We start from the raw sequence: 24380 nt of genomic DNA, 5'->3' as shown, positions 1-24380 counted from the left end.
ACGACAGGACAGCTTTTATGAACCTTATCCCGACGCACTACATTTGCAGTTGGCGGCCGGATATCAGCCATCGTCTTGTATCTTCACCATTGTATGATTGGCGATGCCTTTGTGCATCAGCATTTAAACAAATGGTCAAGCGTGATTTTAGGGCTTCAAACCGAAAAAATGCGCTTCACGGAGACATATCGTATAAATTGGCGCGAACAAGAAATAGTAAACGGTAGAATAAAAAAAACGATTGCAATAAGGAGTTACAACCAATGAAACGATATGTTATTTCGTCCCTGCTGGTCATCATGTTGACGATGACAGTTGGCATATCGGCGTATGCCTTTGAGAACCACGCTTATCATTTCGGATTTAAACGAAGCCAGAACGGCCAGCTACCTTCAATTGATCAGGAAGGATTCAAAAATATCATCGATAAAAACGGAGCGATATTTTTAGGCGATACCGGCAAAAAGGTGCTGTATCTCACGTTCGACAACGGCTATGAGAATGGATTAACGGAACAGATCCTGAACACGTTAAAAGACAAAAAAGTGCCCGCTGCTTTTTTTGTGACCGGACACTACGTGAAGAGTCAACCGGAGCTTCTGAAACGAATGGCCGCCGAGGGACATATCATCGGCAACCATTCATGGAGTCATCCCGATATGACGCAAATCTCTAACGCGCAACTGAAGGAAGAGCTGGACAAGGTGAAGGCGGAAGTCGCACAAGTAACAGGTAAGCAGCAAATGATCTACCTTCGCCCGCCCCGTGGCATCTTCAGCGAGCGAACGTTGGCAGTAACTCGCGAGATGGGATACACGAACGTATTCTGGTCTCTGGCCTACAAAGATTGGGATGTGAACGCTCAGAAGGGCGCGCGTTATGCATATGACAAGGTGATGAGTCAGCTGCATTCCGGGGCCGTTATGCTCCTCCATTCGATTTCGAAGGATAACGCCAATGCTCTGGGCAGTATTATTGATGGTGCCAGAAAACAAGGATATGAGTTTATTGCGCTGGATCAGTTGCAGCAGCCGAAGTGAATATCCACAGCATGAACGACGGTAAATGGATGAGCGCCCGACCTTCATCACACCTAGAAGGAGTCCTCAACTACGGGGACTTCTTCTTCTGTGTATCAAAAAAACTATCATTCCAACTTCTTCAGGATTGTTGTATACTAACGCTTTGATGCTAGGAATCCATTTTATAAATACCGAGGTGTCTGTCAGAAAAATGTCATCACGAAAAACATCGCATTTATATGCCCTATTGGTTATCGGCATGATCGCAATTTCGTTCTCCGCCATTTTCGTCAAATGGTCGGAAGCCCCTGCTCCGGTTATCGGAATGTACCGCTTGCTGCTGACCAATCTGGTGCTGCTGCCATGGGTATGGTCGTATCGGGCGGAGTGGCGCTCGATACAGCGCAGGGATTGGCTCCGGATGACGATGTCCGGTTTCTTTCTCGGGCTGCATTTTCTTCTCTGGATGGAATCGCTTCGTCACACGACGGTAGCTAGTTCCACTGCTCTGCTGACGCTGGAGCCGATTCTCGTCATGGCCGGTTCCTTCTGGTTGTTCAAACAGCGGACGACGTCGCGGGCTGTATTCGGGATTGTCATCTCTCTCTTTGGAGTTATACTTATCGGTTGGGGAGATCTGAAAATTTCCGGGCAAGCGCTCTATGGAGATTTGTTGTCTGTGTTGGGCGCCATTGCTGTAGTCATACATATGCTGCTCGGTCAAGACTTACGGCAGCGTGTCTCTTCTTATGTATACAACTTTACCGTATTTCTCGTGGCGGGAGCTTGTCTTGCCGTGTATAACATCAGTGCCGGTTATGCAATGACCGGATACGGGGCAAAGGAATGGGTGCTGTTCAGCTTAATGGCGATCGTCCCTACCGTGTTGGGGCACATGCTATTCAACTGGCTTCTCAAATACATGAACGCCACTTCCATTTCGATGGGCGTACTCGGTGAACCAGTTGGCGCTAGCATACTCGCATGGATTTTGTTGGGGGAAGCGATGACGCCTTTGCAAATGCTAGCTTGCCTGCTTCTCATCTTCGGTGTGTGGGTGTTCCTTGTTAACGATCGCAAGGCTCCTCAGAGTGTTACAACCACGGCGGATGTAGGCACCGCATAGCAATCGAGACGTTAGGGCTACAACATCCTCAAAGCTTTGCTGCAGCGCATCGTCGTCTCCCCACTCATTGACCGCATCGAAGCACTGCAGATTAGAGCTAGTACGCGACAAAGCCCAGGCATCCACCGCCTGGGCTCAACGTATCTGGACTAAATTATCGAAGATCCGATCGGTTGATTGAGGGCCAATGCATCAGAATCTTACAATCAAGGGTAGAACGAATTGACTGCTGTCGTCGTGGAACACCAACGCGAGTTGAACAACGATTGAATCAGCACGTCCTTCGCCTGGTCTGTTCCAATGTATCGAAGCGCTTCCAACGCATGGGCACGGACGTAACGGTTATCATCTTCCAGTGCCTTCTCCAACTCAGCTACGGCTGTCTCGGCAGCAGAACCCAGACGGGCCAAGGACAGCCCGGTCATGAACCGCACTTGCACATCGGTATCATGCAAACATTGAATTAATCCCTGCACGACGTCCTCCGCTGGCGTTTCGATCATTCCCAATGCATCTACTACGGTGCGTCGAATCGTCACAGATGAATGGTCAAGCAGACCAACCATGGTCGGAATGGACTGTGACGCAAGCTGACGCAATTCGCCGAGCGCAAAAACAGCATGAACGATCGTCTCCTCCCGCTTGTCGCTTAAGGCGGCGATCAAACCGGGTACGGCGTCTGCACCCGCAGCTGATAATCCGTATGCCGCAATCCTCGACACTGGGATGCTGTCATGCCGTAGCCCCTTCAACAGCTCTTCTACGCCTTGCTGTCCAAGACATGCAAGCTCATACGCTGCATTGAGTGCCGCTGGTTCATCCGATTGCTCCAGTTCAGCCCCAAGGCGACATACCGTCTCTGCATTGCCAGTAACCGTATTCGCGATACTGCCGATTTGTCCCGACAGCCAGTTCCATGATTCCTTCCACATGACCTCATGCTCCGCAATCGGAGTATTGAGGACGGCGGGCTTCCTCCAAGCATCCTCCTTATTATTCCAACTTGGGGCTTGCGGTGCTACCGTACGCATAAATTCAAATTTCAACATGTACCGGTGCTGGCCGAGTACGTTCGGAGTGGAACGGTGCCAAATATCGTAATGGATCAAGGCAAACGTGCCCGCTTTTCCGCTCGCTAACTCCTCTCCTTCGAACTCGTCTGCAGCGAACGTACGCGATTCATAGTTTTGCGTGCCGGGCATGATGCCAGTCGGCCCCAATTCTACTGGAGTATCCTGCGGAAAATACATAATCATCGCCCACCAAGGGTGATGGTTCCGCATTCGGCCGTACCCCCAATAGCTGTCCTTATGCCAGCCTCCTGCTACCGGACTTGCGTTATAATGTCCATGCCGATGGGCATGCAGCATATAACTCGGGCCGAGCACACTCGTCAACGCTCCGGTAATGACAGGATGATCGAACACCTTCTGCAGTTCCCTTATCCGTGGCAGCAAGTTATTTCCGGGATTGCCTTCTTGCTCATACACCAGGTTCAACTGCTCTGTCAGCTGCTGATGGAATTGCTCCGGCAAATCGGTCTGCAACATCAGAAACCCTTCAGTAATAAATTTTCTCATTTGCTCATCCGTGAGCAATAGCGGGTTGTCACACATCCTGATCCACTACCTCCTTAGCATGTGATTCGTATGAAACTTTCCTTAATGGTAAAAAAAAGGTGTGGAATAATACATAGACGATGCTAACGTTCTTTTGCAAAATACTAAGATTTGAAGGATTTTGTTGTATTGGATCAGAATTGACAGGTCACTTATTCGTCTTTGAACAGCCGTTCTCCACGCTGTAATCGCCACGCAATGCGTGCGATGTGTGACTGCTCGCGCGCAGTCGGAGCATGTGCAGCCAAATAGCGGGTCAGTGCCAGAATCATCGTTCTTTTTGCCCGATTCGCAAGCGGGCCGGTAATGTTCGACCATTGATCATATTCCTTGATGGCGGCTTCGATCATTTGGAAGGAGTGGAACTCGGCGTCCTCACGCAGCAATGAGTGGCCCAACGTGTTGAATAACGAATCGACATCGCCTCCTTGATCGAGGTAATGTGCGACCCAGTTAGCAGCTTCTGCAACTTGTTGGCGTTGATTCATTAGATCCAGCAGCTCGCTTAAGTCAGTCGTGTAGCCATAGCTGCCATACTTCTCAGCTGTCGGTGGCGATGCGGCGGGAATGTTGAGGAAGCGGTCAAGGTATATGCTGACGGCCGCATAATAGACCGCACGGATCGTAAGATCGTTTGCTCCGCGAAGCAAGCTTTCATGCACGGCATGAGCATGTGTAAACGTATGCAACACTGCGATCCAGTCTCCGAAATCATTTTGCGTATGGAACCGGTTGATTCGCTCTGCAGCAGCGAGTGTCACGAGGCGCGCTATGTGAACGGGTGCCACTCCGCCTTGCAATGCTTGTGTGATGGCAGCAAGCGCGGCAAGCGGTTGATCACCGAGCAGTTGATGAATGAATTGCTCCTCGTCCAACTCGTCATGTTGTTCGGTGCTGCGTTCCCTCAGCTTCGGCAGAGCTTCAAATGCTTGATGCAGCGGAGCAACCAGATTAATCGGATGCTGCCAGCTGTGCCGTTCTTCGCTTCGCGAAGGATTGCCGAGCAGCGGGACCAAGGAAGCAAGCACACGTTCTGCCAGCTCATCGCCTGCCTTCTCCAGCATTTCAAACGCTTTATTATGAAAATCGAACGTATGGCCGCCATCCAGATAAAAATGGTCCGTTGCCGCTATCAGCATCATGTCCAGGATATGCCGTTTGTCGGCACCACTCCGGATCGCAGTGAGCAGCACGCGTTCTGCCCCTTGTGTATCGCGAACTTCGATACATTGACGATACCAAGATGTCAGCCTATCTATAGATACGCCACTATTCGGAAGCGCTTGCATAAGAAACCTCGGCGACCGACCTGAACAATCAGCAGCGACGCGTCTAAGACCGTGATAGAGTGCCAGTATTCGGTTATAATGCTCTAGCTTCGGCAGGATGTTGACCATAGCTGCAAGAATGGTCAACCCAGAGCCCCATCCACCCGAACGGTACGTTGTTCCGTACTCCAATCCCACTTGGGCGATCTGTGAATCGGGCACGCCAGCTTCAACCAAGGCAACGACAGACTTGGCGATGACGAGCGCCAGATTCTGCTCCATCCCCTCATGCAGCCGCTGGAAGTGTCTTTCCGTTTGGCCCTTGGTCAGCGGCTTCGGATTGACATAGATTTCTCCCGCTTCCAGCTTGACGGGATAGGTCGGCACATCGTCCGCCCAAGGATCCAGCGTCCCTCCGCTGCACACGTCAAAGCGCGCATGGTGCCAATGACACGTAAGAATGCCGTCGCATAAGCTTCCCATATGGAGCGGAAATCCCATATGAGGGCAGCGGTTATCCACCGCATATACCTTCTGCTCATGATAGAATACGGCGATGCCGCCCTTAATAACCTTTGCGCCTTCCTGCTTCAGATCTTCTAGTGCACCTGCGTGAACCCAGTTCGTCAATACAGTCCCTCCTCTAGCATCATTCCTATAATATAATGATTATAATAAGATATTTCCTACAATATAATAATATACGTTTTTGTTTCAAAAGTGAAACCATTTGTTATTTTCTACCCGCTTCTGATACCAATCGTTCCTCCATGTAATCGATTGTATGTGTCATTGCTATGTCACATAGTATAGTTCAGTCCAAAATAAAAAGCGGACAACATATTGGTTGTCCGCACAAGCTATCTCGAATCGAAATCAGTTTAAGGTTAAAATGAAATATCTATCACACCGCAAATATGACTGGCTTCACGCACACTGGCTTCGAAACCTGAACCGAACTGCCGGTATATTGCAGCTTGCCTGTCGCTTCATCAACCCGGAATATCGCAATATTGTTCGTATCGCGATTGGCGGCGATCAGGAATCGTCCTCCCGGCGTCAAAGCAAAGTGACGCGGATGCTTGCCTTCCGTGGACACGTGCTCCACAAGCGTCAATCGTCCGGTCTTGGAATCGATGGTGTATACGACGATGCTGTCGTGACCCCGATTCGAACCGTATAAATATTTTCCGTTCTCAGATACCGTAATTTCCGCGCAAGAATTATCTCCTATAAAATCAGTCGGCAGTGTCGGAACGGTTTCAATCGTATGTAAACGGCCCGCTTCTGCATCGTAACGGAAGGACGTAATGGTAGAATTCACTTCATTAATAACATAGACGAGTTCCCCGTTCGGATGGAAGGTCAAATGACGCGGACCCGCGCCCGGCTGGACTTCCGTATCCCCGTGCCATTGCAGCACCTTGCGTTCCTTATCAATTGTATATGCGCGAATACAATCAATGCCGAGATCCGATACGAACAAATACCGGTTATCCGGGCTGAAGAACACCGAATGCGGATGCGGCTGATCTTGCCGTTCCGGATGTGGTCCATGGCCTTCATGCTGCTTGACGTCTAGCTGCTCGCCGATCAGACCGTCTGCTTGAAGCGCAACGAGTCCTACTCTGCCGCCGTGATAGCTAGCTACTAATAGGTAACGGTTGTCCGCATCGCGTTGAATATGACAAGTCGGAGCATCGACAGCGAGCGCACGGTTCAACTCCTGCAGCTTCGCTTGAGCAGGGTCGATGGAGAAGCATACCGCTTCACCCGTCTTCACGCCTGCTTCCGACTGACCTTCTGCAATGGAATACAGCTTTGCATCTGGCACATTCACATTTAGAAATGTCGGATTCTTCAATCCCGACACTTGATCCTGCAGCGTGAGCTCTCCTGTTTCTTCTTTAAATTCATAGACGTATACCCCTGGATCGGATGCTTCCGCATACGAACCGACAAATACAAGCATGCGTTCAGTCATGTATTTATTCCTCCTTGAAAGCAATCATTGCTGAAGACGTATATTCTCTTAATGTACACTTATCTCGTCCCCAAAAGCAATCCGCATTTGCTGCTCCTCTATTAAATGTTGAAAAAATGAAAGGGGCGAATGAAAAAGCTCTCTCAGCTTCCCCGACGGCGTACGAGCGACTTATGGATCCATATCGCCGCTTGCGCTCCTTCCCCCATTGCGATCGTGGCCTGTTCGGAATGCACGCCAATATCGCCAATTGCCCACACTCCCGGAACATTGGTCATCTTGCTGCGCGGATCGGTCGGAATGTGCTTGTTCTCCATCCGTTCAACCCCCAGTTCCGTCGCCAGATCCGTATGGACGGCATTGCCGCCAAAGGCGACAAATCCCCGCTCCGCCTCGATAACCCCGCCCTGTACGAGCTTTACTCCGGTCATCTCTCCATCTCCAGCAACCGTGATTTCGCTCATTTGTTCATGCATGACGGGGATTCCGTTCTCATTGAGTTCACGGTACATTTCATCTTTAATTGCAGTGCGCTCATGATTGATATAAATTAATTCGTTCGTCCGGCTGCGGAGGGTCAATGCCATCTCGGCACCGGTGTTGCCTGCTCCGATTACGACAGTGCGGCGGTTGCGGACCTCATAACCGTCACAGTCCGGACATACGTAGAGCGTCAGGCCAAGACATTCGCGCAGTCCGGGAACTGGAGGGAGCCGATCCATGATTCCAGTGGCTAGCAGCAGCGAATGCGCCAGATATTTCACCTTATCTGCGCCATCACCGACTATGACGAAGAACCCTTCTTCCTCACTTCCGCCTGCGGATCCGGCTTTGCCAGTGACGAAGTGAACACCGAGTGTATCCGCTTGTATTCGTCCGAGCCGACGCAGCTCATCCCCTGCAACACCGTCGGGCCAGCCCAGAATGTTGCGGTACCGGCGGCATAATGTAGAACGTCCGGTTCCCGAATCGATGACGAGCACGCGATGCTCATAGCGTCCAAGCTGAATCGCAGCCTGCAGGCCAGCAATTCCGCCGCCAATAATGATGCAATCGAACATGTGAATCTCTTCCTTCCATCGTTTCCCTGCTATTTTCCATTTTATCGTGTCCCGGCGTTGGCTTCGTTATGCTTGCACTCACTTTTTACATTCCACTATTACCCATATTTAAGTATAATAGAGCTTTGGGATAAATTGAGACACCGAGGGGAGAAATATGGCGAAACGGATTAATCTCGGGCTGCTTATCGTCATCGTTACAGCAATATATTGTTTGATTTGGGGGAATCTTCACCAAATGTTCGTCGGCAGCGGCTCTATCGGTCTCGGTCTATGGGCAATTGCCGGACTGCTGTCCGGCACCTTCAGCGATGCGAGCTATCAGCGGTTCAATCAAGAATATGATACCGCGGAGGATGAACAACGACGGTTGCGGTTGAACGTGACCCTATGGCTGCTTGGTCTGCCCAGCATCATAGCGGCGCTCATTCTGTACATAAGCGTTTACCGCTAAAGCCTGTAATCACGACAAAGGAGAGCCACGTGCGGCTCTCCCCGATATTATGACATGACGTCACTAGATATGTTTGGCTACGTTTCCTTCCGGCAACGGTCCTTCATTCCCTATATAGTAATGTTTAATTGGCTTCAGATTGTCATCCAATTCATATACGAGCGGTACTCCTGTAGGAATGTTCAAGTTGGCGATACCGTCTGCAGGAATGTCATCCAAATATTTGACGAGCGCCCGTAACGTGTTCCCGTGCGCAGAGATGATGACTCGCTTGCCCGCTTGAATCGAAGGTACAATCGTATCGTGCCAATATTTGAGCGCTCTTCGTTCCGTGTCCTCCAAATTTTCAGTGAGAGGGAACTCCCCTTCCTGCAATTCTTGGTACTGAGGAGCGAACGCTTCGTATCTCGAATCACTCTTATCCAAGGCAGGCGGTCTTACTTCGACCGACCTTCTCCATAAATGCACCTGTTCCTCACCATATTTCGCGGCGGTTTCCGCCTTGTTCAAGCCTTGCAGCGCACCGTAGTGACGCTCGTTCAACATCCAGGTCTTATGGACGGGAATCCACATTTGGTTCATTTCATGCAGCACAATCCACAGGGTACGAATCGCCCGTTTAAGCACGGAAGTATAAGCGATATCGAACGCAAATCCGTTCTTCTTCAGGATTTCTCCCGCTTCCCGTGCTTCGCGCAGCCCTTGATCCGACAAGTCGACGTCCGTCCATCCGGTGAACCGGTTTTCTAGATTCCACACACTCTGGCCATGACGAATAAGCACGATTTTCGGCATATGTCTCCTCCTATCTGTCCATGCAATATCTAGTCTGTACTCATTTCATTATAACATAGCAAGCGTCATTGTATCCTCTTACCGGTATCCAAGCCTTCCTCCATTTCGATGGACCAATCCACGTTCGTATACAGCTTGTCGACGACCGTGCGAATCAACGTGAGCCTAGCCGGAACGTCCGTCATGCCGTTGATGCGCAATTAATCCAATAAAGCCCGCACGTCCGCTGCGATCTTGTCATGATCCGGCTCCAGGCCATCGTATTTCGTCAATACCGTTCCCGACTGGTCGACCAGAAAAAAGGAAGTGCCGTGCGTCACCTGATCCGAATCCTCCGTCTTCAGCACAAGCGTCTTGAAGGAATCACGGCTGAATTGCTCAATCGTCTCCTGGTCGTATCCCGTGACGAGCCGCCAACTGCTCGTGTCCGCCTCATATTTTCCGATGAATTGCTTCAGCTTCTCCGGTGTATCCACACTTGGATCGACGCTGAACGATACGATCTCCACCTCTTGAATCCCTTTACCTTTCAGCATGTCCTGGATTTGCGTCAAATTGTAAGTCATTGGCGGACACACCGTCGTACAGCTTGTAAACATGAAATCCGCCAGCCATACCTTCCCTGCCATATTTCCGGTCGCAAAGGCATTTCCGTTCTGATCCACCGCAGACAGCGCGTTGACCTTCCAGTCGAAATCATTCGGTTTTTCCTTGCCCGAACAGCCTGACATGAACACGGCCAGCAGGAGCACAATCCCAAATCCGATATGTATGTTCTTCATAGTTCAGCCTCCGTTTCCCAAATCTACGTCTCATTGTAACGGATTGCTGAATTGCGGCATGACTCGATCGGGCTAGTCATCCGCACAAATTTGTGACAGTTCAAATTTGTAAGTTTTGAATGCAATGATGTCATATGTCATAGTACAACCCGTAGCCGGATACACATTAACAAATTCCCTTTATGGAGATATGAAAATGAAGCTGAAACCATTCATCGTTGGCGCAGCCGCCGCCATTAGCCTGCTCCTCCTCATCAGCGCCGGCTATACGTGGAAGGATTCGATTCAATATGAAGCAGTGATGACTGTGCAGCAGGAAGGTGTCGAGCTGCAGACGGAAATCGCACCGTTTCCGCCACAGATGCTGGCATCAGCCACGCTGTCGATTCGCCTCAGTGACGGCAGCGGACAGCCGGTGAGCGGAGCTGAAATGAGCGCCGCCCTATCGATGCCGCACATGATGTGCGGGCGGATTGAGGTCAAGATAAGCGAAGCGGAACCGGGTATTTACACGGGAGAGGCCGTGCCCCTCATGGCGGGAATGTGGGAAATGCTAGTCGTTGTGCATAGCGGCGGAAGCTTGGTCGAGGCCGTCCATCCATTTGAGGCCGTGCAATGAAAAGCGGCTATCTGCACCTGTGGCCTACCACAGCCATGGGTACAGATGGGGAATCCAGCCGTTCGCAGCCATGCCCCGCAATATCGACAGCAGGCCGATGATGACCGCCAACACTTTACCGGCTGTCGTCATATAACTGCGCAGCCATTTATGAATGTGGTTGGCGAACAAGGCAACGACTAATAGCGTCGGGAACGTGCTTAAGCCGAACACGGCCATGATTGCCGCACCGCTCCACGAGTTCCCGCTTGCGGCGGCGTTCATTTGCATGGCATAGGTTAAGCCGCATGGCATGAACCCGAACAGCACCCCGCTGAGCAAGATGGTCCAGCGCTCCTTGCTTCCCCGCAGCCTGGTGAGCCAACGCTGGACAACGGCCAGCCGCAGCGGGCTGAAGCGCTGGACAGGCAATGTAATTTTGCCGAACACCCATAGCATGATAAGGAGTCCGCCCATAATTCCGGATATCCCTTGGAGACCGATCAACACCCCTGCTCCATCGACGAACGATCCGATCAGGCCCATGAAGGCGCCAATAAGCGTATACGTACACACGCGCCCCAAGTTGTAAGCGGCTGCTACGGCAAGCGGTCCTTGGTTCGCATTTAAGGTGAAGCTCGCCATCGTCCCTCCGCACATGAGCACACAATGCGGCGCGCTCATCAGGCCCGACAACGCGGTAAGCAGCAAGGTCTGATTCATCATTCGCCTCCTGTCGCTCATTTCGAATGCTGAAGCCGCAGCGCGTTGCTTACTACGGATATGGAGCTTAACGCCATGGCAGTCCCGGCCATCCACGGCTCCAGCCAACCAATGACCGCAAGCGGAATGGCGAGCACGTTGTAGATGAGGGCAAACGACAAATTTTGCTTGATGTTCGCCATCGTCTTCTGGCTGATGCGGATAGCATCCGTCAACCCGGTAAGATGACCACGCACCAGATTGACATCCGCCGCCTCAACGGCTATGTCAGCGCCGGTCCCGATCGCGACGCCGATATCTGCCGCAGCTAATGCGGGAGCATCGTTAACACCATCACCGACCATCGCGACCTTCCTGCCTGCCTGCTGCAGCTTCTGCAGTACTTTGACTTTATCATCCGGCAAGGAACCGGCATGCACGCTGCGGATCCCCACTTCCTGCGCAATCGTCAAGGCCGTTCGTTCCTGATCACCTGTGACCATGACAACGTCGACACCCCACTTGCGCAATGTGTCAATCGCTTGGACTGACGTGGCCTTGATGCTGTCACGAGCCGCCAATAAGCCGGCCAGCCTCCCCTGAATGGCCACATACAACACCGTCTTCCCTTGCGACTCGAACTTGACGGCCTCTGCCATATCGTGGACCTTCACGCCGTCTTTGCGCAGCCACTGGGCTGTGCCGATGAGCACGTCCTTCCCCTCGACCGATGCGCGAATGCCGTAGCCGGGAAATGCCTGAAAGCCGGAAGCAGGCGGAACCGCGAGACACTTGGCCTCCGCTTCGGCCACGACTGCACGGGACAGCGGATGCTCTGAATGAACTTCTGCGGCGGCCGCGTATCGGAGTAGAGACATCTCGTCGATGCTGCCGACTGCGATATAGTCCGTTAATTTTGGCTTCCCTTCCGTAATCGTTCCCGTCTTGTCCAGCAGTATGGTATCGATTTGCTGGAGCATTTCGAGATGCTTTCCATCCTTGAACAGAATGCCTTTTTTGGCGGCCTTACCCGAACCGACCAGCACAGATGTGGGCGTCGCCAATCCGATTGCGCAAGGACAGGCGATGACAAGCACAGAGATGGCATGTTCCAACGCTTCTCCGAAATCGCCCGGAGCGAACACGAACTCCCACGCCGCAAAAGTAATCGCTGCAAAGCTCATTACGATCGGAACGAATAATTCCGCAATATCATCTGCATGACGCTGAATCGATGGTTTCGTATGCTGAGCCTGCACGACCAATTGGATCATATGGGACAAGGCCGAATGACTGCCTATTTTCTCAGCTTTCACATGCAAAGTCCCGTTCAGGTTGACCGTTCCGCCGATAACGGTATCCCCGCTATGCTTATCCACCGGCTGTGATTCTCCGGTTAGTAAGGATTCATCAATCGCTGACCATCCGGTGATGACGGTTCCATCTGCGGGAATTTTTGCTCCGGGCTTAATGACAATTGTATCGCCGGGAAGAACTTCCGTCAGCGGAACACGTACAACAGTGCGCCCCCGCAGCACGTCGGCTTCCTCAGCCTGCAGTGCATGAAGCTGCTCCAGCGCATGCAGCGTCCGTTTTTTCGCCATCGCTTCCAGCCATTTACCAAGCAGGACGATGGTGATAATCATGGCGCTCGTCTCGAAATATAACGGCGGATGCTGTCCAATCGCAGTTGCATTGGGATGAAATACAACATAATGACTGTATAAATAAGCCGCCGATGTGCCGAGGACAACAAGAACGTCCATATTGGCGCTCTTATGCCGAAGCGCACGGTAGGCACTCGTATAGAAAGGTCCGCCAATGACAAACTGCACGAACGTCGCCATTGCAAATTGAAACCAAGGATTCAGGAACAGCACGGGAATCCAAATGCCGGAAGTAAAGTGAAAATGGTTCACCATCGTCCATAGAAGTGGAATGGTAAAGCATGCGGACAGGAGGAATCGGTTACGCAGCCGATTGCACTCCGCACTGGTCAAGGCTGACTTGGCGAACAGATTCGTTTCGACGCGGGCGTCGAATCCGAGACGCTTGATGTTGTCTGTAATCTGCTCTACCGGAGTTGTCGTATGATTGAACGTCACATCCCCTTTTCCTAGAGCAAAGTTGACGTTGATTTCATGGACTCCTTCCATTTTGCTGACGACTTTCTCGATTCGTGCCGCACATGCGGCGCATGTCATGCCTGAGATCGACAAAGACTGCCGCTCCATAGTAGGCTGACGGTTGCTCATCTTTCATCTCCCCTTACACAGTTGTTCAAAACGTCCCATTAGTGACCTTTTTGAACTACGCTTATAGACAAGCCTTTCAGACAGTATATGAAGAGGTTGAGATTTTAGGATAGCCCGATAGGGCTATGTCTTGCCCTTCGATACGCACAGGCTTGTCATGATGCCGCCGCTGGAAATCGCAATGAGAGAGAGCAGCAGTGTCTCCGTCGAAATAAGCAAGCCGCCAATACCGATCACGATCGCATCCATAATGAAAATAATGAAGCCCGCATTGATATTAAGCACATTGGAGATGTGCTTCGCCAACAGATCAGTTCCTCCCGTGCTTGTTTCGAATCGCAGCATGATGCCTATACCCGTTCCAATGATGAGACCTCCGATCGTGGAGCTCATCGGTGGAGATAAGTTCACATAATAGAGAAAATGATATTGCAGCGGTTCGAACAAATCGATAATGAAGGATGATATGAACATTCCGTGCAGACTGTTGTAAAACAATTCGCGTCGGTATACCCATGCCACAGCGAAGATCGGAATGCTGCATCCGATAATGACCAGCCCCACCTTCGTTCCAAACAAATAATTCAGTATGAGCGAGATGCCAACGATTCCTCCGTCGAGCACTTTGAAGGGGACAAGAAAAAATTGAATTCCTGCAGCGATTAACAAACTCCCAAGTAATATTGCAATTGCTTTGTGGACATACCGCACCTTGATCAACTCCGCTATAGGCATGTCTTATATATATGCGCGCGCGGATAAAAATTGCCGCAATCCTATGGACTGGCTGTCCCATACACAACAACAGGCGATGGGAATCTGTCTCCCATCGCCTGTTCTGTTTTAATGTGGTCGAACGGTCATCATCGTTCCACTAAGCTGCTTAAAGGGACCTCCCGTTCTTGCTCCGGTTGGTCAAGCGGAAAGATGCGGGCCGTCTCATTCTGTTCGTTCACGTGTTGAATATAAATCGGCGTTCCCTCATAGGTGACCTCCACCACGTCCGGTGAAGCCGCAATCTCCATAGCTCGCTGCTTATTCATACTCGATACCTCCCTATTGGCTATACGTTAGTAATGTTGTCGCAAGGAGGTCCATTTATTCCTATCTCCAGCCGTGATGGCCTTATTCCCGTCTTCTTCGCGCAGCGATCGGCCAGACTTGCACCAGACCTAGCGGACCGCCTGTCGACGCAGCAATAGCGGAATGAAACAGAGCGGATAGAGAAGCAGATACACATTCGGTATCCACCAAGCCAGATCGAATTCGAGGCGAATCGCCCAGTAGGAGATCGCCTGCAGTCCTGAGCAGAACGTAAGTACGAGCGAAATGAGCGCCCACATGCGCCAAGCTTCCCGTTCGCGCTTCTGCAGCAACATACTGTATAGACCGGTAAATGAGATCAACAAATCTAGGGGCATGAAAGACCAGTTCCATGCGACCAATATGGGGTTGCTGTAATCGCTGTATAGATATTGAGGCGGAATCAGCTCTAACGCCGTCACCGCCCAATACAAGATGAATCCGACATCTGTTATCCAGAAAAACACTCTCATCCATCGCATCGCTTATTCCCTCCTCTCGACGATTTTGACGTTGCTAGTTAGAGTGGAAGCGGTTGAGTCCGCAGCAATCGGGATCGACCGTTCCTCCTTTTCCGAGCTCTGAACGGCTCGAACATCATTCACTTCACTGGCATGCGCTCCTCCGCCAATGTTCAGGCCGATTACACCGAGAATGATTAAGATGATGGATGCAATCTTCAGAAAAGTCAGCTCCTCTTGAAAATACATGTAGCCGATAACGGCGATGGCCGCCGTTCCAACGCCAGACCAGATGGCATAGGCGACACTGACGTTAATTTGCTTGAGCGAGAAATTCAAGCTAGTGAAGGCCAATAAATAAAAAACGATCATAAGTGCCGACGGCAGCAGCCGCGTAAAGCCTTGCGACAGCTTCATCGATACCGTGCCGGCAATTTCCAGTACGATAGCGCCAAGCAAAAAGAGCCAATGCATCGTTGTCACTTCCTTTTATGAGGTTGTTACTCGCTCTTTATCCTTCCCTTGCATCATTCACATTCTCTTGAGCTGCAGACAAACCGAAGGTCAGCATCTCCGCCATCGTTTCGACAGCCTGCCGCAATGTGCAGGACGAGCGCAATAAGAAGTCCGGATCGAATATTGCTGCTGACGCACCTATCATCATTTGCAGCACGCTCGGGACATGCACGGGACGGATATCACCGGCTGCTATCCCTTCTTCGAGAATGTTTTTCACCGTTCCCCATCCGTACTCTTCTTGCAAATAATTATTGATTTTACTCCATTCATTCGGGGAAAAACGCTTCATCTCCGCCAGCAGCCGTCTGTCGCTCAGCTTCAGACCGCTTGGAACAATGGAAAGCACTTGCTTCAATTTCTCGACACAGCTTAAGCTGTCGTCCTCATATATTCCTTTTTCGATTTGAATGACCTCTGCGATGGATTCGTCGACGATCGCCCCGATCAGCTCCTCTTTAGACGCGAAGTGCTCATAGATAGTCCGTTTACTCGTGCCTAACTCACTCGCAAGATCACTCATCGTGAACTTGAGACCATGCGATGTCATCAATTCCAAGGCGACTTGCATGAGACGGTCTTTCATGTGTGTCTCCCTCCTCGCTGTAACACGGGTACTAATATATTTTTTTTAGTACCATCACATCAGTATATTTTATCCCGTAAATCCCTGTCAAGCGCCGCTTGCTATCTTATATCCGAAAATGATATAACATATTCACCCAGATTCAATAACTGGTCATACTAGTTCAAGCAGCTTCTAGAATAAGGCAGGTATCTTATGCAACTCAACATATTGACGTTCAATATACATCATGGCAGAGGGACAGACGGCAAGTTGGACCTGGGCCGGATCGCACATATCATTGAAGCAAGCGGTGCAGATGTCATCGGATTAAATGAACTGGATCGGAGCTTTTTAAGAAGGAGCGCTTTCGTCGATCAACTGAAATGGTTAGCTGAACGCTTGAACATGCATGCGGCTTTTGGAGCGACGGTGACTCTGCCTTCATTGAAAAGAACACCAAGACAGTACGGAAACGGCCTTCTCTCCCGTTTCCCAATCATCAGCCACTCCAATCACCCCTTGAATGTGCTTCCAATTAAGATCGAAGGACGCGCCATGCTGGAAGCATGTCTGCTGGCACACGGGCAACCGTTTAAATTGTTCGTGACCCACTTAAGCATTAATCCGGTGTTGAAAGCAATACAAGCGAATAGGATTCGCAAAAAGCTTATCAATGAATCAATGCCACACCTTGTGATGGGTGATTTTAATTTAAGACCGGGGACAGCAACCTGGCTGAAAATGAATGACTGTGTGCGCGACGTGTGTCATGCTGCTCACTCATCTCCCGTACACACTTTTCCCTCGTATCGTCCTTTGTTTCAGTTAGATTACATCTTCGCCAGCTCACACTTCCAGATCGATTCGGTTGAAGCGCTTCGTCTCCTGCCTTCTGCTTCAGATCATCTGCCATTGAAGGTGTCGCTCACTCTGGCTAACAATCCGATTTCAGGGCAGCATTGAACCTGACTAGATCGACGAAGCCGGCACTCTGCACAGAGATGCCGGCTTCGATCAATAGACCTCGATTCAATTCAATTGAGCTGCCTAGAACAAGCTTTCCAATTCATCCACCAGAGAGCCTACATAAGCGACAGCCTGTTGGATCGGTTGGCGCTCGGACATATCAACACCAGCCAGCTTCATCAGCTCCAACGGACTGAGCGTTCCTCCGGCTTTGAGCGCTTGCAGCCAGCGATCTACAGCAGGCTGGCCTTCCTCCTGAATCAATCGGGCCGCTGCCGTAGATGCTGTCAGACCGGCGGCATATGTGTATGGATAGAGCTGCATGTAGTAGTGCGGCTGGCGCATCCAAGTCAGTCTTGCGCCTTCATCCAGCTCCACTTCATTGCCCCAGAAGGATGACAACACCTCGCCCTTTTTCTCTGACAATGTCTTTGCAGTAATAGGCTCATTGGCCATCGCCGAATGATAGACGCGTCTTTGCATTTCACCTTCGAGAAGGTGGGTGACGAAGTTGTGGTAATACGTATTCAAGAGCTGCATAATGACCCACCGACGCATGCGGTTGTCTGTCGATTGGCTCATCATATGCTGAGCCAGCAGCATCTCATTCATCGTTGATGGCGCTTCGATGAAGTACAGGGACGGGCGCGTGTTGACCAGTCTTTGATATCGTCCTGCCAGCATAAAATGCCCAGCATGACCAACTTCATGAGCAAGCGTAAACATGCCTCTCATATTGTTCGCCCAAGACACGAGAATGTATGAGTGCGCTCCGTAAATAGACGAACAGAATGCGCCTGTCGATTTGCCGACATTATCCGCGTAGTCGACCCATCTCTCGGAGAATGCGGTCTTCACAATCTCTCCGTACTCAGGGCCCATAATTTGCAGCGCGTCCTGAACTAAGCGGCTTGCTTCTTCATAGGTGATCTCTGGATTGAACTCCGGATCCAACGGCGCCTTCAAATCACAATACAACATCTTGTCCAAGCCGAGGACACGCTTCTTCAGCCTGGCTAATCGGCGCATATGGGGAGCCAGCTCTGCTTGGATGACATCGAGAATATTATTATACATGTCTATCGTTACTTCTTGCGGCTGAAGCAGCATATGGGTAACAGATTCGTAGTTCCGCTGACGGGACAGCACGATTTGTTTCTTTACTTCCGTCGCATACGTCTCGGCAAACGTATTCTGATAGGTTGATAACGTTTTTGAGAACGATTGAGACGCTGCCCGCCGCAGCACAATATCCGGAGACTGCTCATACTTGTTCTCATATAGAGCAAAGGATACAGGCAATGTGTTCCCGTTCTTGTCTTGCACCTGTTCAAATGTCATATCCGACAGCTTGCTCCGCAGGTAGATTCGATAAGGTGCACCAAGGACCTCCCCCAGCGACGCCAGAACCGCTTCCGTCTCCGCGGATAGCTGATGCGGCTTCGTCTCCAGCAGCAACAGCAGACTTCTCCGATATACTTGCAGCTCAGGCTCTTCCTCGAAGTAGCGCTGAAGTGTACCATTCGGCAGCGCCAAAATCTCCGATTTGACAAACGATAGCGCGGAGGACACCTCAGACATAATGTTCCCGGCCCGGCCCGAATTGGCTTGGTGATCCGAGTTCGTGCTGTCTTCGGATAGACACAACCGCGCGTATGCGGATACCTTGCCAATCCGTTCTTGAAGTGCTTCCTGCGCATTGAGGCAAGACAACAAGGTTGCGGCGCTCTCATGTAATTGACCCTTATATTGCGTCACCGTACCTACATCTGCATGAATGGATTGCAGCTCAGCTTCCCACGCCTGTACGGTCGTAAACAAATCTTCCAGCTTCCACGTTGCCTCCTGCGGGACTTCGGCGCGTGTCAGTCTCTTTTCCATCTTTATTTACCCCTCTCACCATTGGAATGAACAGTTCGAATTATGTTCTATTATAAAATAGTACCATATACTAACAATCTAGTAAAAAGACTTCTCCTGATCGCCAATCTTTCGCAACTTATGTACGATGGTAACCCAATCGGAAACCGCCGCGTAAATTGGGCGGCTTCCGTTCATGGACAGTGAAGAGAGATACGGGCCAAGCCAGCAGTCCTTTCCCGAGTCTCTGAGCTATTGCTACTTGTTGGCGAGTGTTCAACCCCTTTTTGCATGTTTGCGAGATGATGTCGCGCACGAACGAGCTGTCTGTGTTTTTCGGGTTGTTTTCTGCAAACGTTTACCGCGTGAATTGGATACGGCCACTTGCGGCGCGCCCAATAAACCGAACGTTCGCATCATCGAATTGAGCTGCTGATACATGCCGTACAATTTTTGAACGTGACCGACCGTCGTCATGATGCCATCAATGCCCCCGAATCGCTCCAACAACGAGAACTTGGCAGTAAACGGCCCGCTACCGGTCGCTTCAGTCAATGGTGACTCGGGTCCAGACAATCCTGGAACATTTTGATTGAGCAGCGGCAGCGCTTGCTTCACGCGTACAGTTTTTCTTTTGTTCATCATGAAAGCCTCCATTTTATTTTTTATTAATATGGTTTGCATTTGATGCGAGACGAAGACCGTCCATTATGAACAGCTTATGTCCGCAAGCCTTCCATGGATTAGGTAAACATACTTGCTATGAATAATTTTGCAGCAAAAAAATCAACAGCGGATGATGCGCTGCCGCACAAATTCGCTGTTGATGACAAACATATATGAAAGCATAACCAGAAATTAGTTCCGTCCTTCCGGCTGGTGCTCCGGTTGATCCATCACGATTATTCATTGTCATTGAAGAAGACCACGCTTATCATACCGGCTTTCAAATTCACTTGAAAGATATGCATCTTCTCATTGGCAGGCTTGTATATGATGAGCGCTTCGGTCACCGATAGGTCGCCTTCCTTCCGGGTCGTACGCTCAACCTCCTGCTTGTTGCGCCTTCAATGCCAAATGATGCCTCGAACCCCTTCAACAACTCATTAGAATTGTTTCTCCAATCGTATTCCAATCAGGTGCAATTCGCAAGAACACGAACCGTGGCTTGATTGGCAGTTAGTTCAATGGCATACTGTACTGTATAATGCAGCAGAACGCAGGAGGAATCGATTCATGAGGAGCAGAAAAGTACTAAGTTTGTCCATTCTATTGATTGCAGCGATGATCATGATCGCAGGATGCGGCGCCAAATCAAACGCGGACAATGCCCAATCCGCCACAGACACATCGAACGTGTCTGACACTGAGAAGAAGGAGCCGGCTTCGAACGGAAAGAATCCGCTTGTCATAATCGAAATGGAAGACGGTAAAAAAATTGAATTGGAGCTTTACCCCGATACTGCTCCGAATACGGTAAACAATTTTATTTCATTAGTGAAAAAAGGGTTCTACGATGGACTGATCTTTCATCGCGTCATCCCAGGATTCATGATTCAGGGCGGCGATCCGGAAGGTTCAGGCATCGGTGGTCCCGGCTACAGCATTAAAGGGGAATTTGCCGACAACAATTTTCAAAATGATTTGAAGCATAGCGAAGGCGTCATCTCCATGGCAAGGTCTGCTTCTCCGGATTCGGCCGGCTCCCAGTTCTTCATTATGGTTGCCGAAGCCTCTCATCTGGACGGACAATACGCTGCCTTCGGCAAAGTGACTAAAGGAATGGAGATGGTCCAAGAGATCGTCAGCACACCTAGAGATGCGCAGGATAAGCCTAATACTCCGCAAAAGATGAAGAAAGTGACGGTCGATACTTTCGGCGTGGAGTACAAAGAGCCTGAAACCATCAAGCAATAGCGCTGCCAAATTAATAAGGAGGGATCGTATGTATCAAACGATAAACGGTTTTCTGCAAACGTGGGAATTCGAGGCAGGTGCAACTCAGCGCATACTCGATGCGCTCACCGATGAATCGCTGAAGCAAGACGTGACGCCGCAAGATCGAACGCTTGGAACGATCGCATGGCATATCGTGACTTCAATACAGGTCATCATGGGGGGAGCCGGTTTGCAGATCGAAGCGCCTGGCGGCGATGCTCCAGAACCGTCAGAGGCTCAGAAAATTGCCGAGAGCTATCGCCGCACGACTGATGCATTGATGCAAGCGTTGAAGTCGCAGTGGACGGACGACACGCTGCAGGTGAAGAGCGACATGTTCGGACAACAAATGCCGAACAACGTGATTTTGATGCTGCTCATCAATCATCAGAACCATCACCGCGGTCAGCTGACAATATTGATGCGACAGGCTGGTCTCGCCGTGCCTGGTGTATACGGACCTTCCCGAGAAGAATGGGCTGCAATGGGTATGGAGCCTCTGAAGTAATTTCGTAGTTCCTCCCAAGTACCCGTTCGAAAAATGAGACAGGCTGCCATGTGGCAGCCTGTCTTTTGTCTTTGTTCTGTTGTTATCGTATCCGGTACGTATAAAAAACGGTTGAACCATTGCAGCACCCGCTCGATAATCTGCAACGATGTCCTCACTCTATGAGTATTGGGAATGATCCAACTTTTCTGTTCCTTGAAAGTAAAGCCATCCTGAGCATGACACATGTGTTGATTCTCCGCTTGCATTGCTTGTCCAAGTGTATTCTTTGCCGATTACATGGATGACATGACTCAACGGGAAGCATGTGAGCATAGTTCATTTACATGCCCTTAGCGGCACTCTCCCCTTCTCTCAGAGAGACATCATTTTACCTGACATTGTCCCGTTCGCTCTACGGCAATTGCGGCTCTATCTGAGTATTAGGGAGAATGGATCAAGGCACCGTATGATGAGGTACAACAGCTCAGCTTCATAACCTTATAATAGTGTTCCATAGTAGTAACAAGGCTCCTTGAGTCGAGTCTGAGCAACCCCTAGGGCCATCACACTCAAGACTCAAGAGAGCCGCCAGCCACGTTCAATCTAACCACGCAGCTCGAGCCTGCGCGCGAACATGGATAATGCATAGTTGACGATAAAATAGAGCAGAGCCGCGAAGAGGTAAGTCGGAATGATGTAGTTGACGCTTTGTCCGTTGACGATCTGCACGTTGTGCATCAGCTCCGGGAGCGCAATGATGACGGTGAGCGACGTATCCTTGAGCAGCGCGATGAATTGGCTTACCATCGGAGGGATCATGCGCCTTAACGCTTGCGGCATGGTGACGAATCTTAACGTTTGGATGAAGGACAGCCCGCTGGAACGGGCAGCTTCGATTTGGCCTTTGTCTATGGACATAAGACCAGCACGAATAATTTCTGACACCATAGCAGCCTCGAAGATGGTGAGCGCCACAATTGCCGCCGCGAACACGCTCAACTTCAGCCCGACCTGCGGCAGGGCGAAGAAGACGAAGAAGATAATGAGAAGCAGCGGCAAGTTCCGAATTATCTCGACGAGGACAGCCGTGCACTGTGATAAGACAGGAATACGGGCATAGCGGACGACGGCGAGCAGACAGGCAACGAGAAAGCTCAAAATAATCGCGATGCAGGCCACGCCAATCGTGACGAGAAACCCTTCCAGCATATAGAGCACATTATCGGATGAATAAGCTCCGATGAAGTCCAACGATTCCCCCCCCTCTTCTATCCGCTTCGGGCCATTCGTCGTTCCAAGGCATTCACTGCGAAGCTCATTGGTATCGTTAGGATGAGATAGAACATGCCAACAAATATATAAACGCTGAATGTCTTGAACGTATCTAAATTGATGAGGTCGCCGTAGTACATCAGATCGAGTCCTGCAATGACACCGAGGACAGATGAATTTTTGATGAGATTCAGGAACTGATTGCCGAGCGGCGGAATGACAATTCGCATCGCTTGTGGAAGGATAATGTGCCGCATCGTCTGGACGTACGTCAATCCCGCTGAACGTGCAGCTTCCGTCTGCCCTTGAGGAACAGACAGAATACCGGCCCGTATCGCTTCTGCGATGAATGCCGAAGTATACACGGTGAGTCCGAGTGTTCCCGCCACAAATCCGTTCAGATTGAGGTGAAGAGCAGGTAAGCCATTGTAGAACAGGAAGACGATTAAGATGAGCGGGATGTTGCGCACGAACTCCACGTAAGCCGCACCGATGATGTTCAGCAGCCGATTGGGAGCTATGCGCAATACCGCGAACAGCGTCCCGATGACAAAGCTGCCGATAAGGGCGAGAACGCTAATCGCCAGTGTGTTGCCGAATCCCGTCATGTAGCGGTCCCAATTTCCGATTAGTACGGAAACATCCAGCATGCCTTTCCCACCTCCCCGGTGCAGTTAGACGTTCGTAAAGTATCCGGTACTGGCGCCAGACGACAGCTATTTAGAAGGCTTCTCGCCCATCCATTGTTCGTACAGCTTGTCGTATTCACCGTTTTCTTTCATTTCCTTCAACAAATTATTAATGAAGGAGGCAAATTCCATATCTCCCTTACGGACCGCAATCCCGTACGGTTCGTCGGTAAAATTGCCCCCGACCATCTCGAAATTCGGGTCCTGCTTCATCATGCCGAACAAGATTGAATTGTCCGTCGTCAATACTTCTCCTTTGCCCGATTTCAAAGCGGTGAACGCATCCTGATAGTTCTCGAACTCAAGCACTTCCGCGTCAGGCGCCTTCTCGCGGACGTTCTTCGTCGAGGTCGACCCTTTGACGGCCACCACCTTAACGCCTTTCTTCACGTCGTCAATCGATCGAATCGGACTTCCCTTCTTCACCAGCAACGATTGTCCGGCATTGTAATAGACCTCCGTAAAATCAACCTGCTGCTTCCGCTCCTCCGTGACGGTCATTGTGGCGATTATCGCGTCGATGTCGCCGTTCTGCAGCATCGGAATGCGAGTCTTCGAAGTCACTTCCTTCAGCTCCAGCTTGCTCTCGTCCCCGAGCAGCTTCGTGGCTATTGCCTTGGCGATATCGATGTCGAATCCTTTCACTTCGCCGCTCGCTGGGTCCTTCAAGCCGAATAGATTCGTATCGAACTTGACGCCGATGACCAGCTTGCCGCGCTCTTTGGCTGTTTCGACGGTCGAAGCGGCTTTCCCCGTACCGGATTGGTTCTCGGTTCCGGCTTCCTTCCCTCCGCATCCTGCTACCGCGAAAGCCGCCAACATCAGAATCATTCCGCTAAGAAACCATTTGTTTCGGTACATCTTTCTCATT

26 protein-coding genes are annotated in these 24380 nt (G+C 50.6%); 7 read left to right on the top strand and 19 right to left on the bottom strand.

Annotation, left to right across the window (positions count from 1 at the left end):
- Positions 1-263: 263 nt before the first annotated feature.
- Both pdaA and A372_RS0126770 read left to right on the top strand, forming a co-directional pair.
- Positions 264-1040, top strand: a complete 777-nt coding sequence (gene pdaA, locus A372_RS0126775; RefSeq protein ID WP_019424007.1) for a delta-lactam-biosynthetic de-N-acetylase — start codon at positions 264-266, stop codon at positions 1038-1040.
- Between the two features lie 193 nt (positions 1041-1233).
- Complete coding sequence (locus A372_RS0126770) at positions 1234-2148, top strand: DMT family transporter (RefSeq protein WP_019424006.1); 915 nt, start codon at positions 1234-1236, stop codon at positions 2146-2148.
- A gap of 206 nt (positions 2149-2354) precedes the next feature.
- On the opposite strand, the gene A372_RS0126765 is transcribed toward A372_RS0126770, so the two are convergent.
- The 4 genes from A372_RS0126765 to A372_RS0126750 all read right to left on the bottom strand — a co-directional run bounded on the left by A372_RS0126765 (position 2355) and on the right by A372_RS0126750 (position 8080).
- Positions 2355-3764, bottom strand: a complete 1410-nt coding sequence (locus A372_RS0126765) for a HEAT repeat domain-containing protein (RefSeq protein ID WP_019424005.1) — start codon at positions 3762-3764, stop codon at positions 2355-2357.
- Between the two features lie 155 nt (positions 3765-3919).
- Positions 3920-5665 carry a Rieske (2Fe-2S) protein gene (locus A372_RS0126760; protein ID WP_019424004.1) on the bottom strand — a complete coding sequence of 582 codons (1746 nt, stop codon included), beginning with the start codon at positions 5663-5665 and terminating at the stop codon, positions 3920-3922.
- Positions 5666-5939: 274 nt separating this feature from the next.
- Positions 5940-7019, bottom strand: coding sequence for a lactonase family protein (locus A372_RS0126755; RefSeq protein ID WP_019424003.1), 1080 nt, complete (start codon positions 7017-7019; stop codon positions 5940-5942).
- Positions 7020-7162: 143 nt separating this feature from the next.
- Entirely contained in the window at positions 7163-8080 is a 918-nt protein-coding gene (locus tag A372_RS0126750) for an NAD(P)/FAD-dependent oxidoreductase (RefSeq protein ID WP_019424002.1), read from the bottom strand.
- Between the two features lie 157 nt (positions 8081-8237).
- Between A372_RS0126750 and A372_RS0126745 the strand changes: the two genes are divergently transcribed.
- The gene (locus A372_RS0126745) at positions 8238-8534 is read left to right on the top strand and encodes a DUF5316 domain-containing protein (RefSeq protein WP_019424001.1); all 297 of its coding nucleotides are present in this window, start codon (positions 8238-8240) and stop codon (positions 8532-8534) included.
- A gap of 63 nt (positions 8535-8597) precedes the next feature.
- Here the strand turns inward: A372_RS0126745 and gpmA are convergent, their stop codons facing one another.
- The 3 genes from gpmA to A372_RS0126730 all read right to left on the bottom strand — a co-directional run bounded on the left by gpmA (position 8598) and on the right by A372_RS0126730 (position 10111).
- Positions 8598-9329, bottom strand: coding sequence for a 2,3-diphosphoglycerate-dependent phosphoglycerate mutase (gene gpmA, locus A372_RS0126740; RefSeq protein WP_019424000.1), 732 nt, complete (start codon positions 9327-9329; stop codon positions 8598-8600).
- Between the two features lie 65 nt (positions 9330-9394).
- Entirely contained in the window at positions 9395-9529 is a 135-nt protein-coding gene (locus A372_RS39160) for a hypothetical protein (RefSeq protein WP_019423999.1), read from the bottom strand.
- The gene (locus tag A372_RS0126730; protein ID WP_019423998.1) at positions 9530-10111 is read right to left on the bottom strand and encodes an SCO family protein; all 582 of its coding nucleotides are present in this window, start codon (positions 10109-10111) and stop codon (positions 9530-9532) included. It abuts the gene before it with no gap.
- Between the two features lie 196 nt (positions 10112-10307).
- Between A372_RS0126730 and A372_RS0126725 the strand changes: the two genes are divergently transcribed.
- Positions 10308-10730 carry a FixH family protein gene (locus A372_RS0126725; protein ID WP_019423997.1) on the top strand — a complete coding sequence of 141 codons (423 nt, stop codon included), beginning with the start codon at positions 10308-10310 and terminating at the stop codon, positions 10728-10730.
- Between the two features lie 24 nt (positions 10731-10754).
- On the opposite strand, the gene A372_RS0126720 is transcribed toward A372_RS0126725, so the two are convergent.
- The 7 genes from A372_RS0126720 to A372_RS0126690 form a co-directional block, all read right to left on the bottom strand.
- Entirely contained in the window at positions 10755-11432 is a 678-nt protein-coding gene (locus A372_RS0126720) for a sulfite exporter TauE/SafE family protein (protein ID WP_019423996.1), read from the bottom strand.
- A gap of 17 nt (positions 11433-11449) precedes the next feature.
- Positions 11450-13666, bottom strand: coding sequence for a heavy metal translocating P-type ATPase (locus A372_RS0126715; protein ID WP_019423995.1), 2217 nt, complete (start codon positions 13664-13666; stop codon positions 11450-11452).
- Positions 13667-13789: 123 nt separating this feature from the next.
- Positions 13790-14377 carry a YitT family protein gene (locus A372_RS0126710; RefSeq protein ID WP_019423994.1) on the bottom strand — a complete coding sequence of 196 codons (588 nt, stop codon included), beginning with the start codon at positions 14375-14377 and terminating at the stop codon, positions 13790-13792.
- Between the two features lie 152 nt (positions 14378-14529).
- Positions 14530-14709, bottom strand: a complete 180-nt coding sequence (locus tag A372_RS0126705; RefSeq protein ID WP_019423993.1) for a small acid-soluble spore protein H — start codon at positions 14707-14709, stop codon at positions 14530-14532.
- A 129-nt stretch (positions 14710-14838) separates the two neighbouring features.
- A complete protein-coding gene (locus tag A372_RS0126700; RefSeq protein WP_019423992.1) occupies positions 14839-15231 on the bottom strand; it encodes a YvaD family protein in 393 nt (130 codons plus the stop codon).
- A 3-nt stretch (positions 15232-15234) separates the two neighbouring features.
- A complete protein-coding gene (locus A372_RS34800) occupies positions 15235-15684 on the bottom strand; it encodes a DMT family transporter (protein ID WP_019423991.1) in 450 nt (149 codons plus the stop codon).
- A gap of 37 nt (positions 15685-15721) precedes the next feature.
- A complete protein-coding gene (locus tag A372_RS0126690; RefSeq protein WP_019423990.1) occupies positions 15722-16312 on the bottom strand; it encodes a TetR/AcrR family transcriptional regulator in 591 nt (196 codons plus the stop codon).
- Positions 16313-16507: 195 nt separating this feature from the next.
- On the opposite strand from A372_RS0126690, the gene A372_RS0126685 reads away from it, so the two are divergent.
- Positions 16508-17257: an endonuclease/exonuclease/phosphatase family protein gene (locus A372_RS0126685; protein WP_019423989.1), complete on the top strand. Its 750-nt coding sequence runs from the start codon at positions 16508-16510 to the stop codon at positions 17255-17257.
- An 84-nt stretch (positions 17258-17341) separates the two neighbouring features.
- On the opposite strand, the gene pepF is transcribed toward A372_RS0126685, so the two are convergent.
- Entirely contained in the window at positions 17342-19141 is a 1800-nt protein-coding gene (gene pepF / locus A372_RS0126680) for an oligoendopeptidase F (RefSeq protein ID WP_019423988.1), read from the bottom strand.
- A 255-nt stretch (positions 19142-19396) separates the two neighbouring features.
- Complete coding sequence (locus A372_RS0126675; protein WP_019423987.1) at positions 19397-19762, bottom strand: hypothetical protein; 366 nt, start codon at positions 19760-19762, stop codon at positions 19397-19399.
- 594 nt (positions 19763-20356) lie between these two features.
- On the opposite strand from A372_RS0126675, the gene A372_RS0126665 reads away from it, so the two are divergent.
- Positions 20357-21037, top strand: a complete 681-nt coding sequence (locus tag A372_RS0126665) for a peptidylprolyl isomerase (RefSeq protein ID WP_019423985.1) — start codon at positions 20357-20359, stop codon at positions 21035-21037.
- A 28-nt stretch (positions 21038-21065) separates the two neighbouring features.
- Positions 21066-21566, top strand: coding sequence for a DinB family protein (locus tag A372_RS0126660; RefSeq protein WP_019423984.1), 501 nt, complete (start codon positions 21066-21068; stop codon positions 21564-21566).
- A gap of 585 nt (positions 21567-22151) precedes the next feature.
- Here the strand turns inward: A372_RS0126660 and A372_RS0126655 are convergent.
- From A372_RS0126655 to A372_RS0126645, 3 genes are all read right to left on the bottom strand, one after another.
- Entirely contained in the window at positions 22152-22799 is a 648-nt protein-coding gene (locus tag A372_RS0126655) for an amino acid ABC transporter permease (protein ID WP_019423983.1), read from the bottom strand.
- A 17-nt stretch (positions 22800-22816) separates the two neighbouring features.
- Positions 22817-23470 (bottom strand): amino acid ABC transporter permease, encoded by a 654-nt coding sequence (locus A372_RS0126650; protein WP_019423982.1) that lies wholly within the window; start codon positions 23468-23470, stop codon positions 22817-22819.
- A gap of 66 nt (positions 23471-23536) precedes the next feature.
- Complete coding sequence (locus A372_RS0126645; RefSeq protein WP_019423981.1) at positions 23537-24379, bottom strand: transporter substrate-binding domain-containing protein; 843 nt, start codon at positions 24377-24379, stop codon at positions 23537-23539.
- Position 24380 lies beyond the last annotated feature (1 nt).

It is taken from the genome of Paenibacillus sp. OSY-SE (genome assembly GCF_000283315.1).
GTDB lineage: Bacteria > Bacillota > Bacilli > Paenibacillales > Paenibacillaceae > Paenibacillus_B > Paenibacillus_B profundus.
The sequence above is the reverse complement of the archived record's forward strand: the minus strand, read 5'-3'. Positions and strand labels throughout refer to the sequence as shown.